Raw genomic sequence first — 19,430 nt, forward strand, 5'->3', positions numbered from 1 at the left:
CTTACATCATGCGGGTGGGATTATCAGAATCACTGAGATTATTCCAAGTAAGAAGAAAACGTCAGCAACAAAACTACTTCGGGTTAAATATTGTGAATATTGATAATGATCGTTACCAGGCAGTGGTGCATTATAAGGTACAGGATCATTTTGGTCTGGATCATAAGGATATCCTTAATAAAAAATTTAGCCAGTTGCATTTTTTCCGTATCTGGTTTGTTCTGCAGCGGTACAATCAGTTTGGATTTAAGCCTTTCATGACAAATATGGATGCCATTATCCGAATCTCCGGTGGACGCGATGAAACATAAAAAAAAACTCTATGGATTATTTTTATTTTCTGGCTGTGCACTGTTCAGTTACCTGATTTGGCTATCACAGCACCCGGTAAAGATTGTCGCCGTTCATCAGGAACGTCATTATAGTGATGTTTTAGTTAATAACTTCCCTTTTACTGATAAAGGTAAAATCGACTGGTGGCTGGAAAACAAGGGTATTCTTAAAGAAAAATATGATATTCCTGAACCAGACTCAGAAGGTAATTATACGGTCAGTTTTTGGGATTTTGGCGATGGATACGTAGAAACTGATGGTTATGATCGGCTCTGTTTTGATGATATGAAACCACCACTCAATTGCATTAATAAAAATTCCCTTATGTTTGTAATGAATGGGAGAAATACAGGACTCTCTTTTTGGGTCGATGGAGGAATATATCGGGTAAATAAAAACGGTAAGAGAGTGAGATTCGATTATGATTAGAACCACTCAGTCAATAAAGAGACAGTATAATGTCACCTACTCTCTACGACTTGTACCCGTCATAGAACAATGGAAAAAGATGAAAAAACAGTAAGAAATTTTCTCCTGGAAACTAAACTTCAAAACTTCAATAGACACCAGGATTAAATCATAAAGATGGAAATTACGCGTCACAACACCCTGAAAATACAAAATTAAATCGATACAGGTTGATAATAACTATTTCTGCGCAGCGTTACACTGCAAAGTCGACGACCACCCGGGACTTAATGTCGAGGATATTCATAACTCCAGCCTCAATCCGCTCTGTTTTTTGCATAGCTGGTTTTTACTCAAGAGATACAATCAGTCTGATTTAAAATCATTTATGACCAATATCGAAACTACCCGATGACGAACTGATGTAAAAATCGATGGGAAAATGAAATGTCTTATTTTACTCACCTTGAGTGCCTGCATATTTTCTGGTTGTTAGCCCTGGCTATCCCTGTGCCTTGTGGAAATGATTGTAGTTCATAATAATGGTAGTCATAGCTATACTTTAGTAAAAACCGCGCCACTTACAGATAAAGTAAGAATAAATTGGTGACTGGAAAATAAGGATAGACTGAAAATTATATTCCTAAACTATCCACCTCATGTCTTACTGAGTTCTTCCTGACTATTCGTTGATGGTTACAAAAAACCGATAACTGAAAAAACAGTCTGCGGATATCGATAAAGAGTTTTTATCATGGCTGATACTTTATTTCTTGAAGAGGATCACCTTCAGCGCTAAAGGTCATTGTCTAAACCGTGCCACAGAGCATAATTGATACGTTCTTATTTATTTTTATTGCATCCGGAAGCAAAGAAAGGACACCAGCAACGTTCAGGGGAAAAAGGAGAGTAAGCAATGAAAATTCATTTTCTGGGGACAGCAGCTTCTGAAGGGATCCCAAATCCATTTTGCCGCTGTGCACACTGCCAGCAAGCCCGCATCCTTAAAGGTAAGGATCTACGTACCCATTCATCCGTTATCATTGACGATCAACTGCTTATCGATATTGCCCCCGAATTCAGCCAGCAACTGCTCAGAGATGGCTTAGATGCGACACAGATACACTCGCTGCTTTTCACTCATACCCATCCCGACCACTTTAATGTCGGAGAACTCTTCAGTCGCATGGAAGGGTACGGGTTTGAGATAGATCACCCGTTGCATATCTACGGTAATGATCGTGCCATCAATGGCGCTGCTGAAGTATTGCCCGGTTATAGCCATGAGCGATTCGGCTTCCACTGTCTTGTCCCTTTTGTCACTGCAGAAACCCATGGTTACCGGATCACTCCGTTATTAGCAAACCACGCAAAATGGGAACTTTGCTATACCTGGTTCATTGAAAAAGATGGAAAAGCACTCTTCTATGGCCATGATTCCGGGTGGTTTCCTGAACTCACCTGGCAATGGCTGGAAGGAAAAAAAATCGATCTGGCCGTACTGGAATGTACGTATGGATATAACGGCGAAAGCCGCACCGATAACCATATGAGCCTGGAGACAGTCTTTGCTGCCAGGGAAAAACTACGTGCGATAGCCTGTTTGCATGCCGGCAGCAGGATTCTGATATCGCATATCTCACATTCAGGAAAACTGCTTCACGAAGAGCTTGTGGCGGCGTGTCTTGATAAGAATATTACCGTCGCCTGTGATGGCCTGACCATTAATTTCTAACAGGGTTAATCAAATGGATTTGAATAAAACACCTCGTCTTCTGGTAATGATGTTTGTGCAATACTTCATGCAGGGTGCCTGGAATATGACCATGGGTCTGGTGCTAAGTACCTATGGCATGGCGACGAGTATTGGTACTGCTTATGCATTACTCGGGCTCGCCACCCTCCTGTCACCACTGTTTATCGGTATGGTTGCCGATCGCTTCTTCGCTTCACAAAAGGTGATGGCTATCCTTCACCTGATTAATGCCGCGGTAATCCTGTGCGTGCCACAGTTTATCGAAGCGCATAATACCACCATGACACTGATAATGATCTTCTTTGTCGGCTTACTGTTCTATCCTACGACGGCGCTGGCTAACAGTATCAGTTTCAGCCACATTAACGGCGTGAAATATTTTCCGCTCATTCGTGTCTTCGGTACGTTCGGTTTTATGGTGATTGGTTTTATCATCGGTCAGATGGGCTACTCGGGTGATACCGTGACGTGGTATATCGCCTCCGCCTCCGCAGTTGCGCTGGGTCTTTACTGCTTTGCCCTGCCGGATACCCCGCCGAAGGCTAAAGGGCAGACCTTCAGCCTGCGTGATTTATTATGCCTGGATGCACTGTCGCTGTTCCGGGATCGAAATTTCTCGATTCTGATGCTGACCATCTTTGTATTAATGATCCCGAAAACCGCCTATTCCGCCTATATTCCGGTTTTCCTGAAAGCCCTGGGTTTTGATAACGCGGCATCGATGATGCAGGCGGGAGTTGCCTGCGAAGTCATCTTTATGTTCCTGCTGTCATTCTTCCTGCTGAAAGCGGGTTTCAAACTGACGCTGCTGTTGGGTGCGATCTGCTGGGTAATCCGCTCATTGTTATTTTCGCAAGCTGCGCTGGACGCCAATATGATGTTCATTATGATTGGCCTGATGCTGCAGGGTTTTTGCTGGGACTTTTTCTTTACCGTCGGCGACATCTATGTGGACCGAAAAGCCCCGCCAGAGATAAAAGCCCAGGCGCAAAGCCTGCGTTTCATCGTCTCCAACGGTGCAGGATTGCTGTTCGCTTCTACCCTCTGCGGACAGGTATTCAATAATACGGTAACAGAGCAAGGACCACAGTCATTACCGCAATGGGAAAACTTCTGGCTATTCTCAGCGATTATCGCGGGCATCGTTGTCGTGCTTTTCCGGATTTTCTTTAAAGATGATCTTTCCGGAAAAGAGGTCCCGGCAGATATAAAACCGGCTACCCTGCGGACCGTACAAAAATGACGACGGCAGGAGGGAAATATGAGTAGCATATTCCCTCTGCCAGCGGGTATAGCGTTGTTACATCCGGCGACAGTACGAGGATAGTTGTTGTTTTTTTCCGGGAAGGTTCATTGGCCCGAAGCGGATACCCTAAGGGGAACCCCGTCCGGAAAAGATTGTGACCATCGCATTTCTTGCCCGGGCTGGCCCCTGGACACTTGCGCGTCGTTCTTCAACAGGTCGTCCACAGCCAGTAAGCCAGTAAGCCAGTAAGCCAGTAAGCCAGTAAGCCAGTAAGCCAGTAAGCCAGTAAGCCAGTAAGCCAGTAAGCCAGTAAGCCAGTAAGCCAGTAAGCCAGTAAGCCAGTAAGCCAGTAAGCCAGTAAAAGGTAATATCCGGATATCCTTAAAGCAACTCACACTGACTTCTTATTTCCGGAGGTGTTGTGTTGTTGTGTTGTTGTGTTGTTTCGTTCTCCCGGGGGTAGCGTCCGCGTAAGGAGTTTCTGGCTGAAGGGGATTGCAGTGCCGGTGAATCCCCTCTTCCGGATACAGACAGGGCGGCAGCCTGAACCTTGCGCACAGACCTCTGACTCCCTCACCTGTAAAATGCATCGCACATTAAAGGATTTTACTTGAGGCCCTGACCACCAGCTCGGGAATCGGTCCGTCGCAGCCAGCCCTAGGGCGACCTGCCAGTACGTCGAACAGTAACATAGTCGCCTGTCGGGCAACCTCATCCAGATGCATATTCACTGCTGTCAAAGGCGGCTTTGATTCCCTGGCACGAATACCATCATACCGGGTAGCGACTCTCATCTGTTGCGGGATTTTAGTGCCCGTTTCATGAAAGGCTCGTACCGCGCCGCTGGCAAAGGTATCAACCAGAACCAGTAATCCATTCACCTGTGGAGCCTCCAGCAGTAGCTGACGGGCGGCATGATAACCGGCAGCCTCACCTTTCTCCTCATCCAGGTAATATATCACCGGAGTCTGCCGCCCGTTGCACCACAGACGATACGCCGCTTCGGTCTCCAGCGAAGAGGTGCGCTGCCTGTTACTGACAAACAGTGCGCAGTGCCCGCTCCCTTCTTTTTGTAAGTGCATCAGCAGCAGATTTGCCGTCGCCTCAGAGTGCAGCTCAACCCAGGGTACCGGCTTGTTCGTGCCCGGGGTCCGGCCAATAGTCACGCAGGGGATCCCCGCATTTTGCAGAGCGCGTAACTGCGGATCATTTTCGGAAGGTTCGAGCAGAATAGCCGCGTCAAAGGTGATCGTGTCCAGTGGATTCTTCCCCGGAGGCACCAGAATCAAGGCATGGCGGTTTTCCAGCGCCATAATTGATGCCGTCAACGCGATTTCCATCATAAATCCCAGCTTTGAAGCGCCGGAGGCGATGCTGAGCGGTAGTGAAGAAAGAAGTGCAATCGTATTGGTTCTTCCGGTGCGTAACTGACGGGCTCGAATATTTGGTGTGTAATTCAGGGCCTGAATAGCGTCATCAATTCGTTGCCGGGTTTCAGGATCGACAAAACGCGTTTGATTTAACGCATTCGAGACGGTCCCTGGCGAAACACCTGCGTGGCGGGCAACATCAATAAGTCTGGTGCGTTTGTTATCCTGAGTAGTCATATCCTTGCCGGTTTATCAGATTTACGCTCAAAATAGCACATTCCCGGATATCCCTTTCTGTTCTATTTCATAACAATATCATATTACCAGGCAGCGCTTTCCCGTAGATCTCCACTCCACACTCCTGTCTAATATCGCTTCATTAAAACGTTTTAATGACGGTTTCTTTCGGTAAATTCCGCAGTTCAGGAGGTTACGTGGTGCAACAACATCAGGATCCAACATTCACTTTGGGCCGCCGTCCGGTCGGGCTGACTTTCGCAAACAAAGAAAAAAGTTTTGGTGGCTATACACTTTTCGCCCCGCAGACATCAGAAGGCCTTGTTTATCTGATCGATGAACAGGGTGAAGTTGTACACCAGTGGCAACTTCCCGTCCGTGCCGGACGTGATGCGGTACTGCTGCCTAACGGCAACCTGGGCTACAACGGCAGCCATCGCACATCAGCCAACCTCTATCCGGCATGGGATCTCTGGCATGGAGGCGACTTCTATGAAGTGACGCCAGATAATGAAGTTGTCTGGCATTATGAAGATATTTTCCATCATCACGATGCTCAATGGCTGCCAAACGGGAATTTACTCTACACCGCAGCAGCCCCTCTGCCGGCGGATATCGCAAAGCGGGTCATCGGCGGGGACCCTCGCCGCGATGCACCGGACGGAATCATTCAGAGTGATGTTGTAAAGGAGGTTAATCGTAACGGGGATGTCGTATGGGAATGGCGGGCCTGGGAACATCTGGAACCGGAAAATTTCCCCGTGCATGACATCTTCGATCGTCGTCATTGGCCGATGATCAATGGCCTGTCCGTTACCCGCGAGGGACTGGTACTGATGAGCCTGCGTACCACCTCCGGAGTCATTGCCGTCAGAAAAGAGAGTGGTAAGGTGGTCTGGCACGCTGGCCCCGATGTTGTCGCACAACAACATACCCCGGTCGAGTTGGAAAATGGCACAATCCTGGTGTTCGATAACGGTAACCTGCGGCCTGGCGTAACCTCGCCGCACTCAACCGTGCTGGAATTCGACCCGCACACACAGGCCATTCACTGGCAATATCGCGATATTTTCCCCCCTGCCTTTTTCTCACCCTACATGGGGAGTGCACAGCGCCTGGCGAACGGTAACACCTTTATCTGCGAATCGGCTTTTGGCCGTCTTTTTGAAGTCACTCCGCAAGGTGAAACGGTCTGGGAATACATTATTCCTTATTTTAATGAGTACCCGGCACACCTCAGCCAGGGGATCATTCCTGGTAAGCAAAACAGTGCCTTCCGCGCGCATCGTTACTCAGCGAACGATATCTCCTGGCTGAAATAATCGTTCTCCGCCCTGATGGCGGAGAAGTCACAACGCTCTACGGAGGCAGGTATGTCAGATTCAAATTCTGTAGTGCCGGATAACGAAAACTTACGCTGGCAGACCCGGTGTCTGTTGGCTCTGCAACATGTTATGGTCGCGGCCGCCACGCCGATCACTGCCGTTTTTCTTATCTCGCAGGCGCTTCATTTCACCAGTGACGTCACCGCGTCACTGCTCAGCGCGACCTTCATGATGTGCGGTCTGGGGGCTATACTGCAGAGCCGGGGAATAGGCAGCTTCGGTGCACGGTTACCGTTTATCATGATCCCCGGGGGAGCGCCGATCGCAATTTTCATTGCTATCGCTTTGCAAACCAATATCCGGACAGCGACAGGTGCGGTGATTTTAACCTCGCTGTTTTACTTTATTGCATTGCCTGTTTTTCGTCGTTTTCTGCATCATTTTCCTCCGTTTATCATCGGAATTATGTTGTTACTGGTCTCCGTTAACCTGATCCGACTTTATGGCGGGCTTATCATCGGTCATCCCGGCAGTAGCTATTATGCTCAGCCGGCGAATATTATGCTGGCTCTGGCGACCATTCTGATCACTATGATCTTCGCGCTCGTATTTACCGGGATCCTGCGCCAGTTATCGGTCATGTTCGGGCTGCTGGCGGGTACCTTGCTGGGGATGCTGTCCGGCAATACCGACTTCAGTAGTCTTAGCCACGGACCGCTGTTAAGTCTGCCACAATTTATCCCCTTCGGCTGGCCCGTTTTTAACCTTACTGCGTCGTTACCGTTACTCATCTACTCAGTAATTTCTATGGCTGAAGCGACCGGGCAAACCATTGCAACTGCAGAGATCGTTGGATCCACACAAAATATTCAGCAGACCGTTCCCCGTACCATCCGCGGCGATGCCATTATTTCCCTGCTGGGAGGATTCTTCGGGACCTCACTGATCATTACCTCCGGTGAAAATATCGGTGTTGTACGCACGACAAATGTTAAATCGCGCCACGTCACTGGCCTGGCTGGTGTGATCTTAATACTTGCCGCCATGTTTTCGCCGCTGGTGCGCCTTGCCGCTTGCCTGCCGGCCCCTGTCGTCTGTGGTACGGCGCTGATGGCTTTCAGTATTATCGGAGTCATCGGTATCGGTATGATCGCACGTGAACCATTACACTCGCCGGGGAAAACTTATGCACTGGCTTTTGGCCTGGCGATGGGAATGTTACCCATCCTCGTGCCGGGGGTGTATCAGAACTTCCCCTCAGTGATACAGATGGTACTGGGAAATGGCATGGCCGCAGGAACGCTGGCATCGATACTCGTTAATTCGTTATTTATGATGAGTGAAAGGCGGTCTGCGGTACGAATGAAAAGCTAAGCAACTATCTGCCGTGGAACAGGAGCGGGCCATGCCAGCAGAGGTGTGTTATGTGGTTCGAACGCCCGCTTTCGGTTACTGTCGTTGAGCCATCCCGGGATCGACAGTAACCGATCAACAGCGACTCACTGCCATTACGGCTGAAATATCAATCTAAGGAGATTACGATTTCCCCCATCCCCTGATGCGCATCGATCGGCCCGTGAAATCCGGCTGTCCGGTACGGAATCATGGAGGCCATTGACCGGTGAAATTGAAGGGCTGGGTGCCAGGGTCTGGCCCTGAAATGAGGGTAGAGTGTCAGAGAGTTCTGCGATCTTCGCCCGTAATAAAAATGACAAAGGGATCTGTGCCGTTTTGCGCTTTGCTCAGAAGGCCAGGCGACTACCTGAGGTCTGCCAGACGCGGGGATACGCGCTTCAGACACTCCCGGCATCAGGGAGTATCCTGCCGCTATTTCAGATTAAACCAGCGGGATAATGCGCTACTGCCACTTTCAGTGACCCGGACTTCACGGTAGCCGGCGGTGCGTTGGATCCACCCTTTCGCATCGAACAGCGACAGTAAACCTGACCCGGCGCTGCCGCCCAGATGAAAGCGTCGTTCACTCCAGTCAAGACATGCGCAGCAAGGCTTACGTCGGGATCGGGGATCCATTACCACGCCCATTTTTGTGAAGTGTGCGTTTCCTGCTGCGGTCAGAGCGCTGCCGTCCGCAACAATCCAGTTCTCCCTCAATAAAGCATCATAGATTTTTACGGCAAGTTCGCCGGCCAGATGATCGTAACAGGTACGGGCATACCGCAACGGTACAGGTGTCCGGGTCACGGCGGTATGGCGGGTTTGCACAGAAACTCCCATCAGGTTTTCCAGCAACCCCGCAATGTGCGCACCGGCGAGACTGTAATAGCGATGACGTCCCTGCATCAGGCAGACAACCAGCCCGTTATTCAGCAAACGGGTCAGATGACCGCTGGCAGTCGAAGGGGCTATCCCGGCAACTATGCTGAGCTCTGTTGCTGTCCAGGCTCTGCCATCCATCAGGGCGCATAAAATGCTGGCCCTGGAGGGATCGGCGATAGCCGAGGCAAAGACTGACATCGCCTGTTCCAGCGAATCTTCTGCCTCACTCTTTATTCCATAGTTGCCGTGGCTCATTTAACTTGCAGTTTCCCATTGTCTGGTCGCTTCCGCGGCCTGGTTATCATTATCGGTCAGCAGTATCAGCCGGTTATGGTGATCACTGTATTGTACCCGAATGTTCACACCACACTGCGCCAGTGACCTGGCAATCTCACCCAGTTCCCCCGGCCTTTCCTGTGATAATTTTCGGATCAATGGCCGGCATACGCTTCTGACATCGAACCCCGCCTGTGTCAGCACATCGCGCGCTCTTTCTCCCTCTTCAACCAGAAAATGCGCATGCCCTTCTTCGCCCACCGTAAATACTCCGCCACCTTCAAGACCAATCCGGTTCTGCCCCAGTAAGCGGCCCATCATCGCCAATGCGCCCGGGGTATTGCGCAGGATGATATGAATGTTATACATGCTGAAGAGGCCTCTTATCCGAAGAATAATCACGACAGACACTGGCAACACGTATCCGGTATGAAGAAAAAACAGATCGCTTACCTTCTTCCTGAGCTTCCAGATGCAGGGCATGGTATTTCCACTGCAGTACAGCGTCCTCATCCTGCCACCATGAAAGGGACAGTACTTTCTCAGGGTCATTCATGCTGCGGAAACGTTCAATCGCAATAAACCCCGGGATTTCCGCGAGGATCGGTTTTAGTGCTGAGGCCAGTTCCAGATATCGTTCCTGTGACTGAGCACGGATATCTGCTTCAAAGAGTACGGCTATCATGATGTCTCTCCATTGGGAATGTTCACTCATGCTAATACCGGTAATAACATCCCGCTTCGTTCTGTACCGAAGTATGGCTTCCGGGCATCAGGGCATCAGGGCATAGCTGGCGGTTATCTGCACCACTGCCCTGTCAGTGAGTGAACAACGCCCTCACCCCGCGGCTCAGGCAGAGAACCTATAAGAAAGCAGTGGCTGATTTACGTAAGGCGGTCTGTAAAGAGACGACAGACAGTTGCCGGTTTCCTGATAGCCCCTGGAAAATCAATATCAGCCAACATGGCAAAATAAAATCAGGCGGACCGCTCTCCGAAGGGTCTAATATTGGCGAAACCATCCGGCTGCAATACAGCGAAAACCTGCCACTGTCCAGGGTCGCCTTTGGTCATGCCAGAGATGCCCGTCAGGTCAGTAATTTGATGGCATTACATGCGGCTAAATATGATCTTGTCAGTGACCCCCTGGAAAATGCCAGCCACGGCGGTTCGCTGTTAATGCGCCAGATAATCCATGCGTTTATCCCTGTACAGGGCAGCAATGCATCGCAGAGATCAGATAATGATACTTTACTGAGTCCTCTGGTTATCTTTACTGCGCATGATACGAATATTGCGCCAATCCAGACGATGCCTGGTTTTAACTGGCAACTGCCGCCACTCTACCCCCGCAACGATATTCCGCCAGGCGAGGCTTTGCTCATCGAAAACTATCCGGATAAACAGACCGGACAACGGTTTATCCGTCTGACCTTCACCGCCAGAACATCAGACCAATGGCGTCAGCTTTCGCCGTTAAATGCGCAGGACCCTCTGCCGGTCGCGGAATTCAGACACTCCGGATGCCGGCATACCGCCGTCGGGGAGTTATGTCCGCTGAATGTATTTACGCAACTGGCGAAAGCACATCGGGTTAATGACGGCAAAGACCTGCCGGTGTTTCAGTAAAGGATGTTTTCCCCTCTGGCCCGGGGGAACCGCAACTCATTCACTGTTAACCGTTAAAGCGCTTCTCTCTGTACCGGAATAAGGGAGAAGCCCCTCCGGAATTGTGGTTTACGCCCGGATTGACGGAAGATATGCCCGGTGAAAGGCTATGGGCGTAACAAATCTCTCCGGGCAACCGGAAGAGAGCTAACTCCGGGGCATATCCCCCACGATGATGTTATGTCCGGCTCGGTTGCTCATCTTACGGTCGCTGAAATATTACCGTGACGGATGCCTGCGGCCCGGTTCTGCGGAGACGGCTGCGGGCCCGGAGAACGTGTTACGGGATAATGAGTGGTTTTGAATCCACAATCGTGATGACTTATGCGTTTAACGGAGAGATCCCAAAATTTCTTTTATCCGGTATAATCAAAAAAAATTCATCCACACACTGCCCATTTTTACAGTATCTGCTTCTGTGTTATTGCTAAGAATAGCGGCTTGAATAAGGTATAACGCCGCATGAAAATTCCTCACAGAATCCAGCCACTCATCGATGACGGAATGATCGATGCGGTGCTTCAGCGCCTGAAAAGTGGTAAAGAGGCCGATGTGTATACGGTACTCTGTGGTGAAGAAATCCGTTGTGCCAAAGTGTATAAAGAAACCACTCAACGCAGCTTCAAACAGGCCGTGCATTATCGTGAAGGACGCAGCGTTCGTAATTCACGTAGTGCCCGGGCAATGCAGAAAAATTCTAAATTCGGGCGCAAACAGCAGGAAGAAACCTGGCAGACAGCGGAAGTGGATGCGTTGTTCAGGCTGGAGAATGCCGGTGTCCGGGTTCCTCAGCCTTATATGTGCATTGATGGCGTCCTGCTAATGGAACTGGTGACGGATACAGAAGGTGCGGTAGCTCCTCGTCTTAGTGATGTCATGCAGACCGGGGAAGAAGCGCTGGCCGGTTTCCACACTATGATCCGTAACATTGTCCGTATGCTATGTGCCGGGATAGTGCACGGGGATTTATCAGAGTTCAATGTGCTACAGGCGGCTGAAGGGCCGGTGATCATCGACCTGCCCCAGGCGGTGGATGCGTCGGCAAACAATCACGCGGAGTCGATGTTTGCCCGCGATGTCGGGAATATTACCGCTTACTATGGCCGGTTTGCACCACAACTTTTGAATACACGGTATGCGAAAGAGATTTGGCTGCTGTATGAAAACGGCAAACTTACGCCGGAAACCCCACTGACCGGGCTGTTTGAAGAAGAAGCACATACGGTCGACATGGACTCCCTGCTGGATGAGATTATTACCGCCGAAGACGAACATTATGAACGACTACGTGCCGGAAAAGCGCGTGACGAGGAAGACTAGTCCCCCTCTCTCATGCTGATATCTCCCGATGTAACTCCCCCTCAACGAATACTTTACCGCCGGCCGATCACCGGCCGTTGCATCTGTCAGGCCAGCAGTTAATTTTTCCATTCTCTGTCCGGAAGCACGCGTCAGTTTATTCTTAAAAACATGTTCAGTGATGCTCTCTCCGGAACCTTGCATCCTCTCTCTGCCCTGAAGCAGCCCCAGCCCCCCTGAAGATCATCTGCTTATTAAACAAAAGGCCGGGTACGCGATGTCTTCAAAAACAATAGTTAACGTTAACATTTACGTTTATCATCCCGGATAGCCGATTAGACATTGTCTGAATAAAAAAGTTAACGTTAACAATCACCCGTTCCGGAAATGAAGATGATCCTCTCTCCGCTGTATGCCGCCCAGATTGCACTGACACAACAGATGATCCATCGCGGAAATGCCTTTTACCCGCGCTATCACCTCGCTCCGCCCGCTGGCCGGATGGGCATCCCAAACAGTCTTATCTGGTTTGAGGACCGGTATCATCTTTTCTATCAGCATAATCCCCTGAGTGCAGAACCTGGCAGGATGTACTGGGGGCATGCCACCAGTACAGACCTGCTCCGCTGGTTTCATGAGCCACTCGCCCTGGCTCCGGACACCGAAGCGGATGGCGGGGGCTGTGCCTCCGGCTGCGCAGTCAATGATAATGGCAAATTATCACTGATCTATACCGGCCAGCACACAGCACAATATGAGGATACGACGGGCCAGTCACTGTGTCTTGCCACCAGCGAAGATGGAGTCCGCTTCGAAAAACAGGGCGTGATCCTCTCGCCTCCGGCGGGGATCTCTGAATTCCGGGATCCGGAAGTCTGCTCTCATGGCGATCAATGGTGGATGGTTGTTAATGGTCTCAGTGAGGAAAAGACAGAACAGAGTCTGATTTACCGGGGAAATTCATTATCGGAATGGACACTAGCCGGAAGCACAGTATCGGTGAGAGATCCGATCAAAGGCTATGCGGATCACTTTATTGAAAAGCAGCGACTATTGCTGACGGCCCCCGGCGAGGGCATCGATCCCGTCACGCAGGATCGTCTGAAACGCCCGCCGATCAGATCAACAGAAACCCTTCATTCTGTTCAGGGGATGCCTTCTGCAGCCAGGGAACCGAACTTTTCGGCCCCGCTGAGTTGTCTGGCGCCGGATGGCAGAAGAATACTGATTGCCAGCATGCTCTCCCCGGGCCCCGGTGTACCGATGCTGTCGCAGGGCTGGGCCGGGTATATGAGCCTTCCCCGGGAACTCACTGAATCCGGGGGGAAATATCTCCAGCAGCCCGTCCGGGAAGTCATCAATTTACGCCGGCAGACGGAGTCCCTTCCGTCAGGCCGGCTGCGGGAGTCCCGTATCATCCATGATAATGCTCTGGCGATTGAAGCTGAGCTATGCTGGGATACCGGACACACCACCGCAGAGATTTATGGATTACAGCTGGGCTCGGGAGCAAGACTGCTGATTGATCAACAGGCCGGATGGTTAACTTTGCATCGTTGCTACCCCGACGTAGATCTGGATGATCAGCAGCGTATCCGTCTGCCCGCAGGAGCCCGCATTTCGCTGCGGATCTTTATCGATGTTTCGTCACTGGAAGTTTTCGTTAATGACAGCGGGCAGGTTTTGTCCGGACGGATTTATCCCCGGGCAAACGATCGTCAGCTTTCACTGTATGCTGCGCAAGGGGAAGCATCCCTGCTCCGGGGAGAGCTATCAGAACTCAGTTGATGCTGTCACGCCGACTCCCGGATCAGTAGCGGGCAAGGGATCCGTTGCGGACCACGGGTCTGTCGCCCTTCAATGATGTGCAGGGCGGCTTCCCTGCCCAGGGTCTCGTGGGGAAGCTGGACCGTGGTCAGTGATGGCAGGAAAAGGTGCCCCACTCCCACCAGATTATCAAAGCCCAGCACCGCAACATCCTGCGGGATCCTCAGCCCGCGGGCCAGCAGGATCTGATAGGCCACAAAAGCCGCACGATCATTACCGCAGACCAGTACATCAAACAATGGACGGCCTTCCCGCAGGTAAGGTTCCAGGATAGCAACCAGATCCGTGCCATACTGATCGCCCCTGGCCATATAATATTGCGCGACCGGCCCAATCTCCAGGCCAGCAGCTTTCCAGGCATCTTCAAATCCCTGCCGTCTGGGGCCGGTGGCAGGTGCGCCTTCCGGCAACCAGACACAGAGCGGACGCCGGTAACCGGCTCGGATCAGATAGTCGGTTGCGTCATACTGAGCGTGGTAATCATCGGGAATATAAGCCGGCAGTGCAGGATCGGTGCTGAGACAGTTTGCCAGTACCATATTTTTGTCCCGTAGCGATGACGGAATCGTCACCTGCCGTAAGCCCATGGTGGTATAGATGATGCCATCCGGCCGGTGTGATAATAGCTGACGGGTCGCCCGTGCTGCATCCCTATCGGAAAAGATGTTGATCAGAAAACAATTCCAGCCGGCCTCAATGGCGGTCTGCTCAATGGCCAGTAAGATATCCACAGAGAAAGGGGTGGTAGCGGTATCCTGCGCCAGTACCGCCAGTGTCGAGGGATGACGTCCCTTACCGCGCATTTTTCGCGCAGAGAGGTCCGGCACATAGTTCAGGGCTTCAATGGCCCGGGAGACTTTTTCCCGCGTATCCTGCCGTACCGAATCACTGTTATTAATAACCCGTGAAACTGTCATCATTGAGACACCGGCAAGGCGCGCAACATCTTTTAATGAAACCATAAACCATCCGCTCTTTGTCTGTTACGGGCACTTTAGCAAAACTCTCTGTGACTGTCTTGAATTGCCCCCTTCCTCCCTCATTCCGGAGAGAGAGGTTCGTCAACACTCCGCTATTATTCAAAGATTTCCGGAGCTGACAGGTTAAATATTTTGAAGTGATATTTTGCAGAATCATTAATAGTCAACTACGCTTTATTTGTATTTATCAAAATTCATTAACGTTAATTTAAGGGTGAGTTATGATTACCAATGCCTCAAAAGGATTATTAGTACTGGTTGCACTGGCTGCGCTGGCTGGATGTCAGTATCACAGTGATGCCGTCGATCATGGCAGACCCGAAGCGCCAAGCGGACAATCCGTCCCTGGTGGTCCTCTGGGTCACGGCCCTGCCGGCGGACCTCAGGCCTGATTTATCCGGAGCCTTCACGGGCTCCGGTCTTTCTTTGGGAGCCTTATGGGTGCTCAGTACCCTGCCAGGCAGACACTGCCCTCTCTCCTGCCCCAACGCGATAAAACCTATGCCTAAGAGAAACTCATCACCCTGTTTTTCTTCCTGCTAAAGATTATTTTTACTTACTGTTGCAGTCAGGAAAATAAAATAATCTGCAACCCTGGTTAAAATAAAAAAACCAATGAATACTGATCGTATCATCGGGTCTGCCTATTGTAGCTCCGTTGACAATGACTCTCCCCCGAAAGAAAATATTGCCTCCTTCACTCCCGGATTTAATGTCTGGCTGCCTTACTAAAAGAGCAACGCACCGTCTTCAGACAGTTATTTTCATCCGGTCAGTGACTATTATTATTGTCAGAATATCAGACCACAGCCCCGGATATTATCGGCGTATATACCTTAGCAGGCTATTTTTATGATTTTCTCCGTCCATTGTCATCGGGCACAGGGGTTCCGTGCTGCGTATGAATTTTCTGTGGGCCTTATATCTGCATGATACAACCATTGAAAGTGCTGAGATCACGTGGCATAAGGAATCTGCGAACCCACTCTCAGGAAAAAGTATTAACATCACTGTTACTGCTCTGCCTGCTGCTGCCTGAAGCAAAATCTGCAGAGGCTTCCTTCCCGGCAGCAGATACCACAGCGAACCGGATTGTCAGTGGTATTATTAGCTTTACCCACTGGCCCGGAAAAACGGGTCTGCCCAGACTCTGTGTGTTCTCTTCAGCAAAACATATCGCCTTTTCAGCAGATGCCGCAAATATGACGCCAGCCAGGTCATTCAATGTAACCTATATTACAGACTGGAAAAGCCGGCCAGACGTGCAATGTGACGCCATTTATTTCGGCCATGAAACACCACGCCAGCAATCTGCGATTCTGGCAACCACTGCAGGTAAACCCACGCTGTCCATCGCTGAGAATAATCCGGAATGTATATCAGGAGCCGTTTTTTGCCTGCTGATGAATCAGACACCTCCCGCATTTTCAGTCAATCTTGACTCACTCTCCAGAAGCGGGGTCCGGGTCAGCCCTGATGTCTTGTTACTTTCCCGTAAAGGATACTGATGTCATGGATTACGATAAAAGCAGAAAGGACAAAGCATCACTGATTTACCGGCTTCGTAAAGTCAGTGCAATTAATGCCACCTTGATCCTGTTTTTTTGCTGGTTATTTCTGTTCTCGACATCCATTTTGTTTATTAAACGCTATGAAGTCAGAAACCTTGAACTGATCTCCACCATTCTGAGTAGCAGTCTGACGGCCAGTGTGGTTTTTGAAGATTCGCACGACGCCACGATAAAAATTGCACAATCCGGAGTCAGAGGGATGTTCAGCTGCGCCGTACTGACCACGGATAAGAATACGGTGATCGCTCAATGGGGAAATATTACGGAACAGGGAACGGGTAACCGGTTAGACAACCTGATTCGGCAATGGATTTTCTCTGCCCCTCTGGTCAATGATATTGTGCATGCCAACAAAATTGCGGGGCATTTAACCATCACCGGTAACGTCAATGCGGTTGTCGATTTTATAAAATACTCGGTGATCATTCTGCTGACAGGAATTGTCTTTGTCATCTCAGCATCAGCCTTTGTCAGTCAGCGGTTGCACAAAGGCATTGTTAATTCGCTAAGGAATATTACCTTTCTGATCCATAACATTATTAAGTCCGGCGATTTTTCCCGCCGGGTCCCGCCAATAGAAATCAAAGAGTTTAATATTTTATCTAATGACATCAACAAATTACTTTCAGAAATACAATCACTTCAGGCCTCATTGCTAAGTGAAAATCAGTCGCTGGCAGATAAAGTTCTGAAAGATCCTCTGACCGGTATCTACAACCGTTCGGCGTTCATCATCCATTTGCAACAGCTGATCAGCAAAGCAGAACATGAACGCTTTGTTTTATTATTTATTGATAGTGATCGTTTTAAATATATCAATGACAACTGGGGGCATGGTGCCGGGGATGAGGTACTGAAAGCCGTGAGCCAGCGTTTAAGCCAGTTTGAAGCAGAAAATGATATGGTCGCCAGAATAGGGGGTGATGAATTCGCCATGCTGATGACAAACCTGACCACAGAGCCCCAGGTCAGCAGTTTATTAAAGAAGATCGCCGAAGAAATATCCAGACCGATTATCCTGCACAACGGTGTGAACATAAACACCTCGGTGACGATTGGTTATACCTGGTCACACGCATCGGATACCGAGAAAGATATTATCGAACGGGCGGATATCAATATGTACAAAAATAAAAAACACAAAAGAGGGATCCCATGAAAATAGCGTCTGTCTTACTCGTTTTATGTGTTCTTTGCACCGCCGGCTGTCAGTCTGGTGGGAAATTTACGACAGAACAGATAAAAGGGATGAAACAGGAAGGATTCAGTCAGCAGGGCGGGGACTGGTCATTGGGGTTGTCGGACAGGATCCTGTTCGGTATTAACGACTCACAATTGACCGCGGAAAGTAAAGCCAGTATTCATAAAATGGCGGCGAATCTCTCTGCTCTCGGCATCAGGCATCTGCATATCTACGGGTATACCGATAACTATGGCGACGCGGCATACAATCAGCAGCTGTCACTAAAACGGGCTAACACGGTGGCTGCACAATGGGCTGCCGGCGGCGGGATCCCTGAAGAAAATATCCTGACCCGGGGGATGGGCAAGAATAACCCCGTTGCCAGTAACCACACCCGTGACGGGCGGGCACAAAACCGTCGTGTGGCTATCATCATCTCCTCTCCCTGACAGCCTCCTCTCCGGCACAGGTTTCAGCGCCGGAGAGAGGTGACTCAGCGGGTTATCCGGGAAGATTTGCGCGGCTCAGGGTCGCATTCCGGCCCCCCCTCCACATCAAACCCGCCCCGTTACCGCACTATCCTCCCCGCCGGGGCACCTGCGAAGATAGCCCTGCCCCGTTTTTTCTGCTCCTGCGATACAAAGAGTCTGGTCTGTCAGTTTCTGTCCGTATGCCATCAACACTGAAGACCGATACGATGCATGGCCCCCTGGGGCAGACGCCGTTCTGCGGGTAATATCTTTACTCAAAGTATGCTCCTGAGGACGGCGGCCAGGCCGGGCATTTACCGGGTGTCAGGATGATTGTTCAGCTTCCCCGCAGAAAGAGATTTCATCCGCGGTCACTTTCTCTGCCCGGAATTGTTTTAACAGTTCCGCGACCAGAGGGAACGTCACCACACCGTCGCTCCCCTGAAAGTGGCCATGTTCAGGTAATCCGTAAAAACGGGCCGCTAATTGCTGACTCAGTCGTAACGAATATTCGGCCGGGACGATATCGTCATTCAGGGACGCGATCACTGCACGTTGTTTGATCCGGCGGATCACGGAAGTGCCGTTGACGGGGGTGCGGGTAAAAGCACTGAGTGCTTCCAGCCCCGGCACCGGTTCGCTGAACCCGGCAACCAGTAATAACCCTCCGGCAGAGGCTTGCGGATGACGTTGGGTCAGATAATTCAGCAATGTTATACATCCCAGACTGTGCCCGATAAGCCAGGTATCTTCATCCGGCTCGCCGATATCTTCTTCCAGTGCAGAAAGCCAGGCGTCAGGGTCCGGCGTATGTGAAGCCGGTAACCGACAGACAGTCACGGCAACACCTGCCTGCGCCATCTGCTGTTTCAGCCAGTCAAACCAGTGGTGTTCAGGTGCAGCCATATATCCGTGCACGATAAACAGTCGTGATGCCATATCTCATTCTCCTCAAAAACCCTGGTTCGCAACGGCGGGGGCAGAATAGTTTGCAGCAGTCTGTCTCCCGCGCAAGACTTTCGCAACATGAAAAATAAGCAAAGCATACAACCAAAAGAGATTACCGCAGCCTGTCACGGTAGTGACCCGCAAGAGTAAGCAGGGGGATGAGAACAGTGCGGATAAACGATTATCCGCCAGTATCGGCACGGATGACCGGGTCTTGCCGGAAACTGCCGTCGCCCTGCACCGCCGTTCTACCGTA

20 protein-coding genes and 1 pseudogene are annotated in these 19,430 nt (G+C 50.4%); 15 read left to right on the forward strand and 6 right to left on the reverse strand.

Annotated features, from left to right (window positions below; all coding sequences use genetic code 11):
- Positions 1-92: 92 nt before the first annotated feature.
- The 6 genes and pseudogenes from ABD035_RS02825 to ABD035_RS02840 all read left to right on the forward strand — a co-directional run.
- Positions 93-311: pseudogene (locus ABD035_RS02825) on the forward strand (DUF3289 family protein); the annotation flags it as partial.
- Complete coding sequence (locus ABD035_RS02830) at positions 301-762, forward strand: DUF943 family protein (RefSeq protein ID WP_343867536.1); 462 nt, start codon at positions 301-303, stop codon at positions 760-762. The pseudogene ABD035_RS02825 and the gene ABD035_RS02830, both read left to right, overlap by 11 nt.
- A 202-nt stretch (positions 763-964) precedes the next feature.
- Positions 965-1,156 carry a DUF3289 family protein gene (locus ABD035_RS17610; RefSeq protein WP_385951408.1) on the forward strand — a complete coding sequence of 64 codons (192 nt, stop codon included), beginning with the start codon at positions 965-967 and terminating at the stop codon, positions 1,154-1,156.
- 93 nt (positions 1,157-1,249) lie between these two features.
- Positions 1,250-1,351, forward strand: coding sequence for a hypothetical protein (locus ABD035_RS17615; RefSeq protein WP_425579698.1), 102 nt, complete (start codon positions 1,250-1,252; stop codon positions 1,349-1,351).
- A 306-nt stretch (positions 1,352-1,657) separates the two neighbouring features.
- Entirely contained in the window at positions 1,658-2,476 is an 819-nt protein-coding gene (locus tag ABD035_RS02835) for an MBL fold metallo-hydrolase (RefSeq protein WP_343867538.1), read from the forward strand.
- 13 nt (positions 2,477-2,489) lie between these two features.
- Positions 2,490-3,740, forward strand: coding sequence for an MFS transporter (locus tag ABD035_RS02840; protein ID WP_212714930.1), 1,251 nt, complete (start codon positions 2,490-2,492; stop codon positions 3,738-3,740).
- A gap of 599 nt (positions 3,741-4,339) precedes the next feature.
- Here the strand turns inward: ABD035_RS02840 and ABD035_RS02845 are convergent.
- Positions 4,340-5,350 carry a LacI family DNA-binding transcriptional regulator gene (locus ABD035_RS02845; RefSeq protein ID WP_343867541.1) on the reverse strand — a complete coding sequence of 337 codons (1,011 nt, stop codon included), beginning with the start codon at positions 5,348-5,350 and terminating at the stop codon, positions 4,340-4,342.
- Between the two features lie 197 nt (positions 5,351-5,547).
- On the opposite strand from ABD035_RS02845, the gene ABD035_RS02850 reads away from it, so the two are divergent.
- Positions 5,548-6,672, forward strand: coding sequence for an aryl-sulfate sulfotransferase (locus ABD035_RS02850; RefSeq protein ID WP_343867543.1), 1,125 nt, complete (start codon positions 5,548-5,550; stop codon positions 6,670-6,672).
- Between the two features lie 51 nt (positions 6,673-6,723).
- Complete coding sequence (locus tag ABD035_RS02855) at positions 6,724-8,049, forward strand: uracil-xanthine permease family protein (protein WP_343867545.1); 1,326 nt, start codon at positions 6,724-6,726, stop codon at positions 8,047-8,049.
- Positions 8,050-8,502: 453 nt separating this feature from the next.
- On the opposite strand, the gene ABD035_RS02860 is transcribed toward ABD035_RS02855, so the two are convergent.
- Genes ABD035_RS02860 through ABD035_RS02870 form a run of 3 tightly spaced genes read right to left on the reverse strand, consistent with a single transcriptional unit; the run spans position 8,503 to position 9,913 of the window.
- On the reverse strand, positions 8,503-9,207 hold the full coding sequence (locus ABD035_RS02860) for an ArsR/SmtB family transcription factor (protein WP_343867547.1): 705 nt from the start codon (positions 9,205-9,207) through the stop codon (positions 8,503-8,505).
- Positions 9,208-9,597 carry an amino acid-binding protein gene (locus ABD035_RS02865; protein WP_343867549.1) on the reverse strand — a complete coding sequence of 130 codons (390 nt, stop codon included), beginning with the start codon at positions 9,595-9,597 and terminating at the stop codon, positions 9,208-9,210.
- Positions 9,590-9,913: an antibiotic biosynthesis monooxygenase family protein gene (locus tag ABD035_RS02870; protein ID WP_343867589.1), complete on the reverse strand. Its 324-nt coding sequence runs from the start codon at positions 9,911-9,913 to the stop codon at positions 9,590-9,592. Before ABD035_RS02870 ends, ABD035_RS02865 begins: the two co-directional genes overlap by 8 nt.
- A gap of 191 nt (positions 9,914-10,104) precedes the next feature.
- Between ABD035_RS02870 and ABD035_RS02875 the strand changes: the two genes are divergently transcribed.
- The 3 genes from ABD035_RS02875 to ABD035_RS02885 all read left to right on the forward strand — a co-directional run bounded on the left by ABD035_RS02875 (position 10,105) and on the right by ABD035_RS02885 (position 13,983).
- Positions 10,105-10,857 (forward strand): histidine phosphatase family protein, encoded by a 753-nt coding sequence (locus ABD035_RS02875; protein ID WP_343867551.1) that lies wholly within the window; start codon positions 10,105-10,107, stop codon positions 10,855-10,857.
- Positions 10,858-11,358: 501 nt separating this feature from the next.
- On the forward strand, positions 11,359-12,216 hold the full coding sequence (locus ABD035_RS02880; RefSeq protein WP_343867553.1) for a PA4780 family RIO1-like protein kinase: 858 nt from the start codon (positions 11,359-11,361) through the stop codon (positions 12,214-12,216).
- Between the two features lie 372 nt (positions 12,217-12,588).
- Positions 12,589-13,983 (forward strand): glycoside hydrolase family 32 protein, encoded by a 1,395-nt coding sequence (locus ABD035_RS02885; protein ID WP_343867555.1) that lies wholly within the window; start codon positions 12,589-12,591, stop codon positions 13,981-13,983.
- 5 nt (positions 13,984-13,988) lie between these two features.
- Here the strand turns inward: ABD035_RS02885 and ABD035_RS02890 are convergent, their stop codons facing one another.
- Positions 13,989-14,984, reverse strand: a complete 996-nt coding sequence (locus ABD035_RS02890; RefSeq protein ID WP_343867557.1) for a LacI family DNA-binding transcriptional regulator — start codon at positions 14,982-14,984, stop codon at positions 13,989-13,991.
- A gap of 239 nt (positions 14,985-15,223) precedes the next feature.
- On the opposite strand from ABD035_RS02890, the gene ABD035_RS02895 reads away from it, so the two are divergent.
- The 4 genes from ABD035_RS02895 to yfiB all read left to right on the forward strand — a co-directional run bounded on the left by ABD035_RS02895 (position 15,224) and on the right by yfiB (position 18,205).
- Positions 15,224-15,394, forward strand: coding sequence for a hypothetical protein (locus ABD035_RS02895; protein ID WP_212714939.1), 171 nt, complete (start codon positions 15,224-15,226; stop codon positions 15,392-15,394).
- 537 nt (positions 15,395-15,931) lie between these two features.
- A complete protein-coding gene (gene yfiR / locus ABD035_RS02900; protein WP_343867559.1) occupies positions 15,932-16,510 on the forward strand; it encodes a regulatory sequestration protein YfiR in 579 nt (192 codons plus the stop codon).
- Between the two features lie 4 nt (positions 16,511-16,514).
- A complete protein-coding gene (gene dgcN, locus ABD035_RS02905; RefSeq protein ID WP_343867561.1) occupies positions 16,515-17,732 on the forward strand; it encodes a diguanylate cyclase DgcN/YfiN in 1,218 nt (405 codons plus the stop codon).
- On the forward strand, positions 17,729-18,205 hold the full coding sequence (gene yfiB / locus ABD035_RS02910; protein WP_343867563.1) for an outer membrane lipoprotein YfiB: 477 nt from the start codon (positions 17,729-17,731) through the stop codon (positions 18,203-18,205). Before dgcN ends, yfiB begins: the two co-directional genes overlap by 4 nt.
- A gap of 345 nt (positions 18,206-18,550) precedes the next feature.
- Here the strand turns inward: yfiB and ABD035_RS02915 are convergent, their stop codons facing one another.
- Positions 18,551-19,165: an RBBP9/YdeN family alpha/beta hydrolase gene (locus ABD035_RS02915; protein ID WP_343867565.1), complete on the reverse strand. Its 615-nt coding sequence runs from the start codon at positions 19,163-19,165 to the stop codon at positions 18,551-18,553.
- Positions 19,166-19,430: the final 265 nt, after the last annotated feature.

It is taken from the genome of Tatumella terrea (assembly GCF_039523755.1).
GTDB lineage: Bacteria > Pseudomonadota > Gammaproteobacteria > Enterobacterales > Enterobacteriaceae > Tatumella > Tatumella terrea.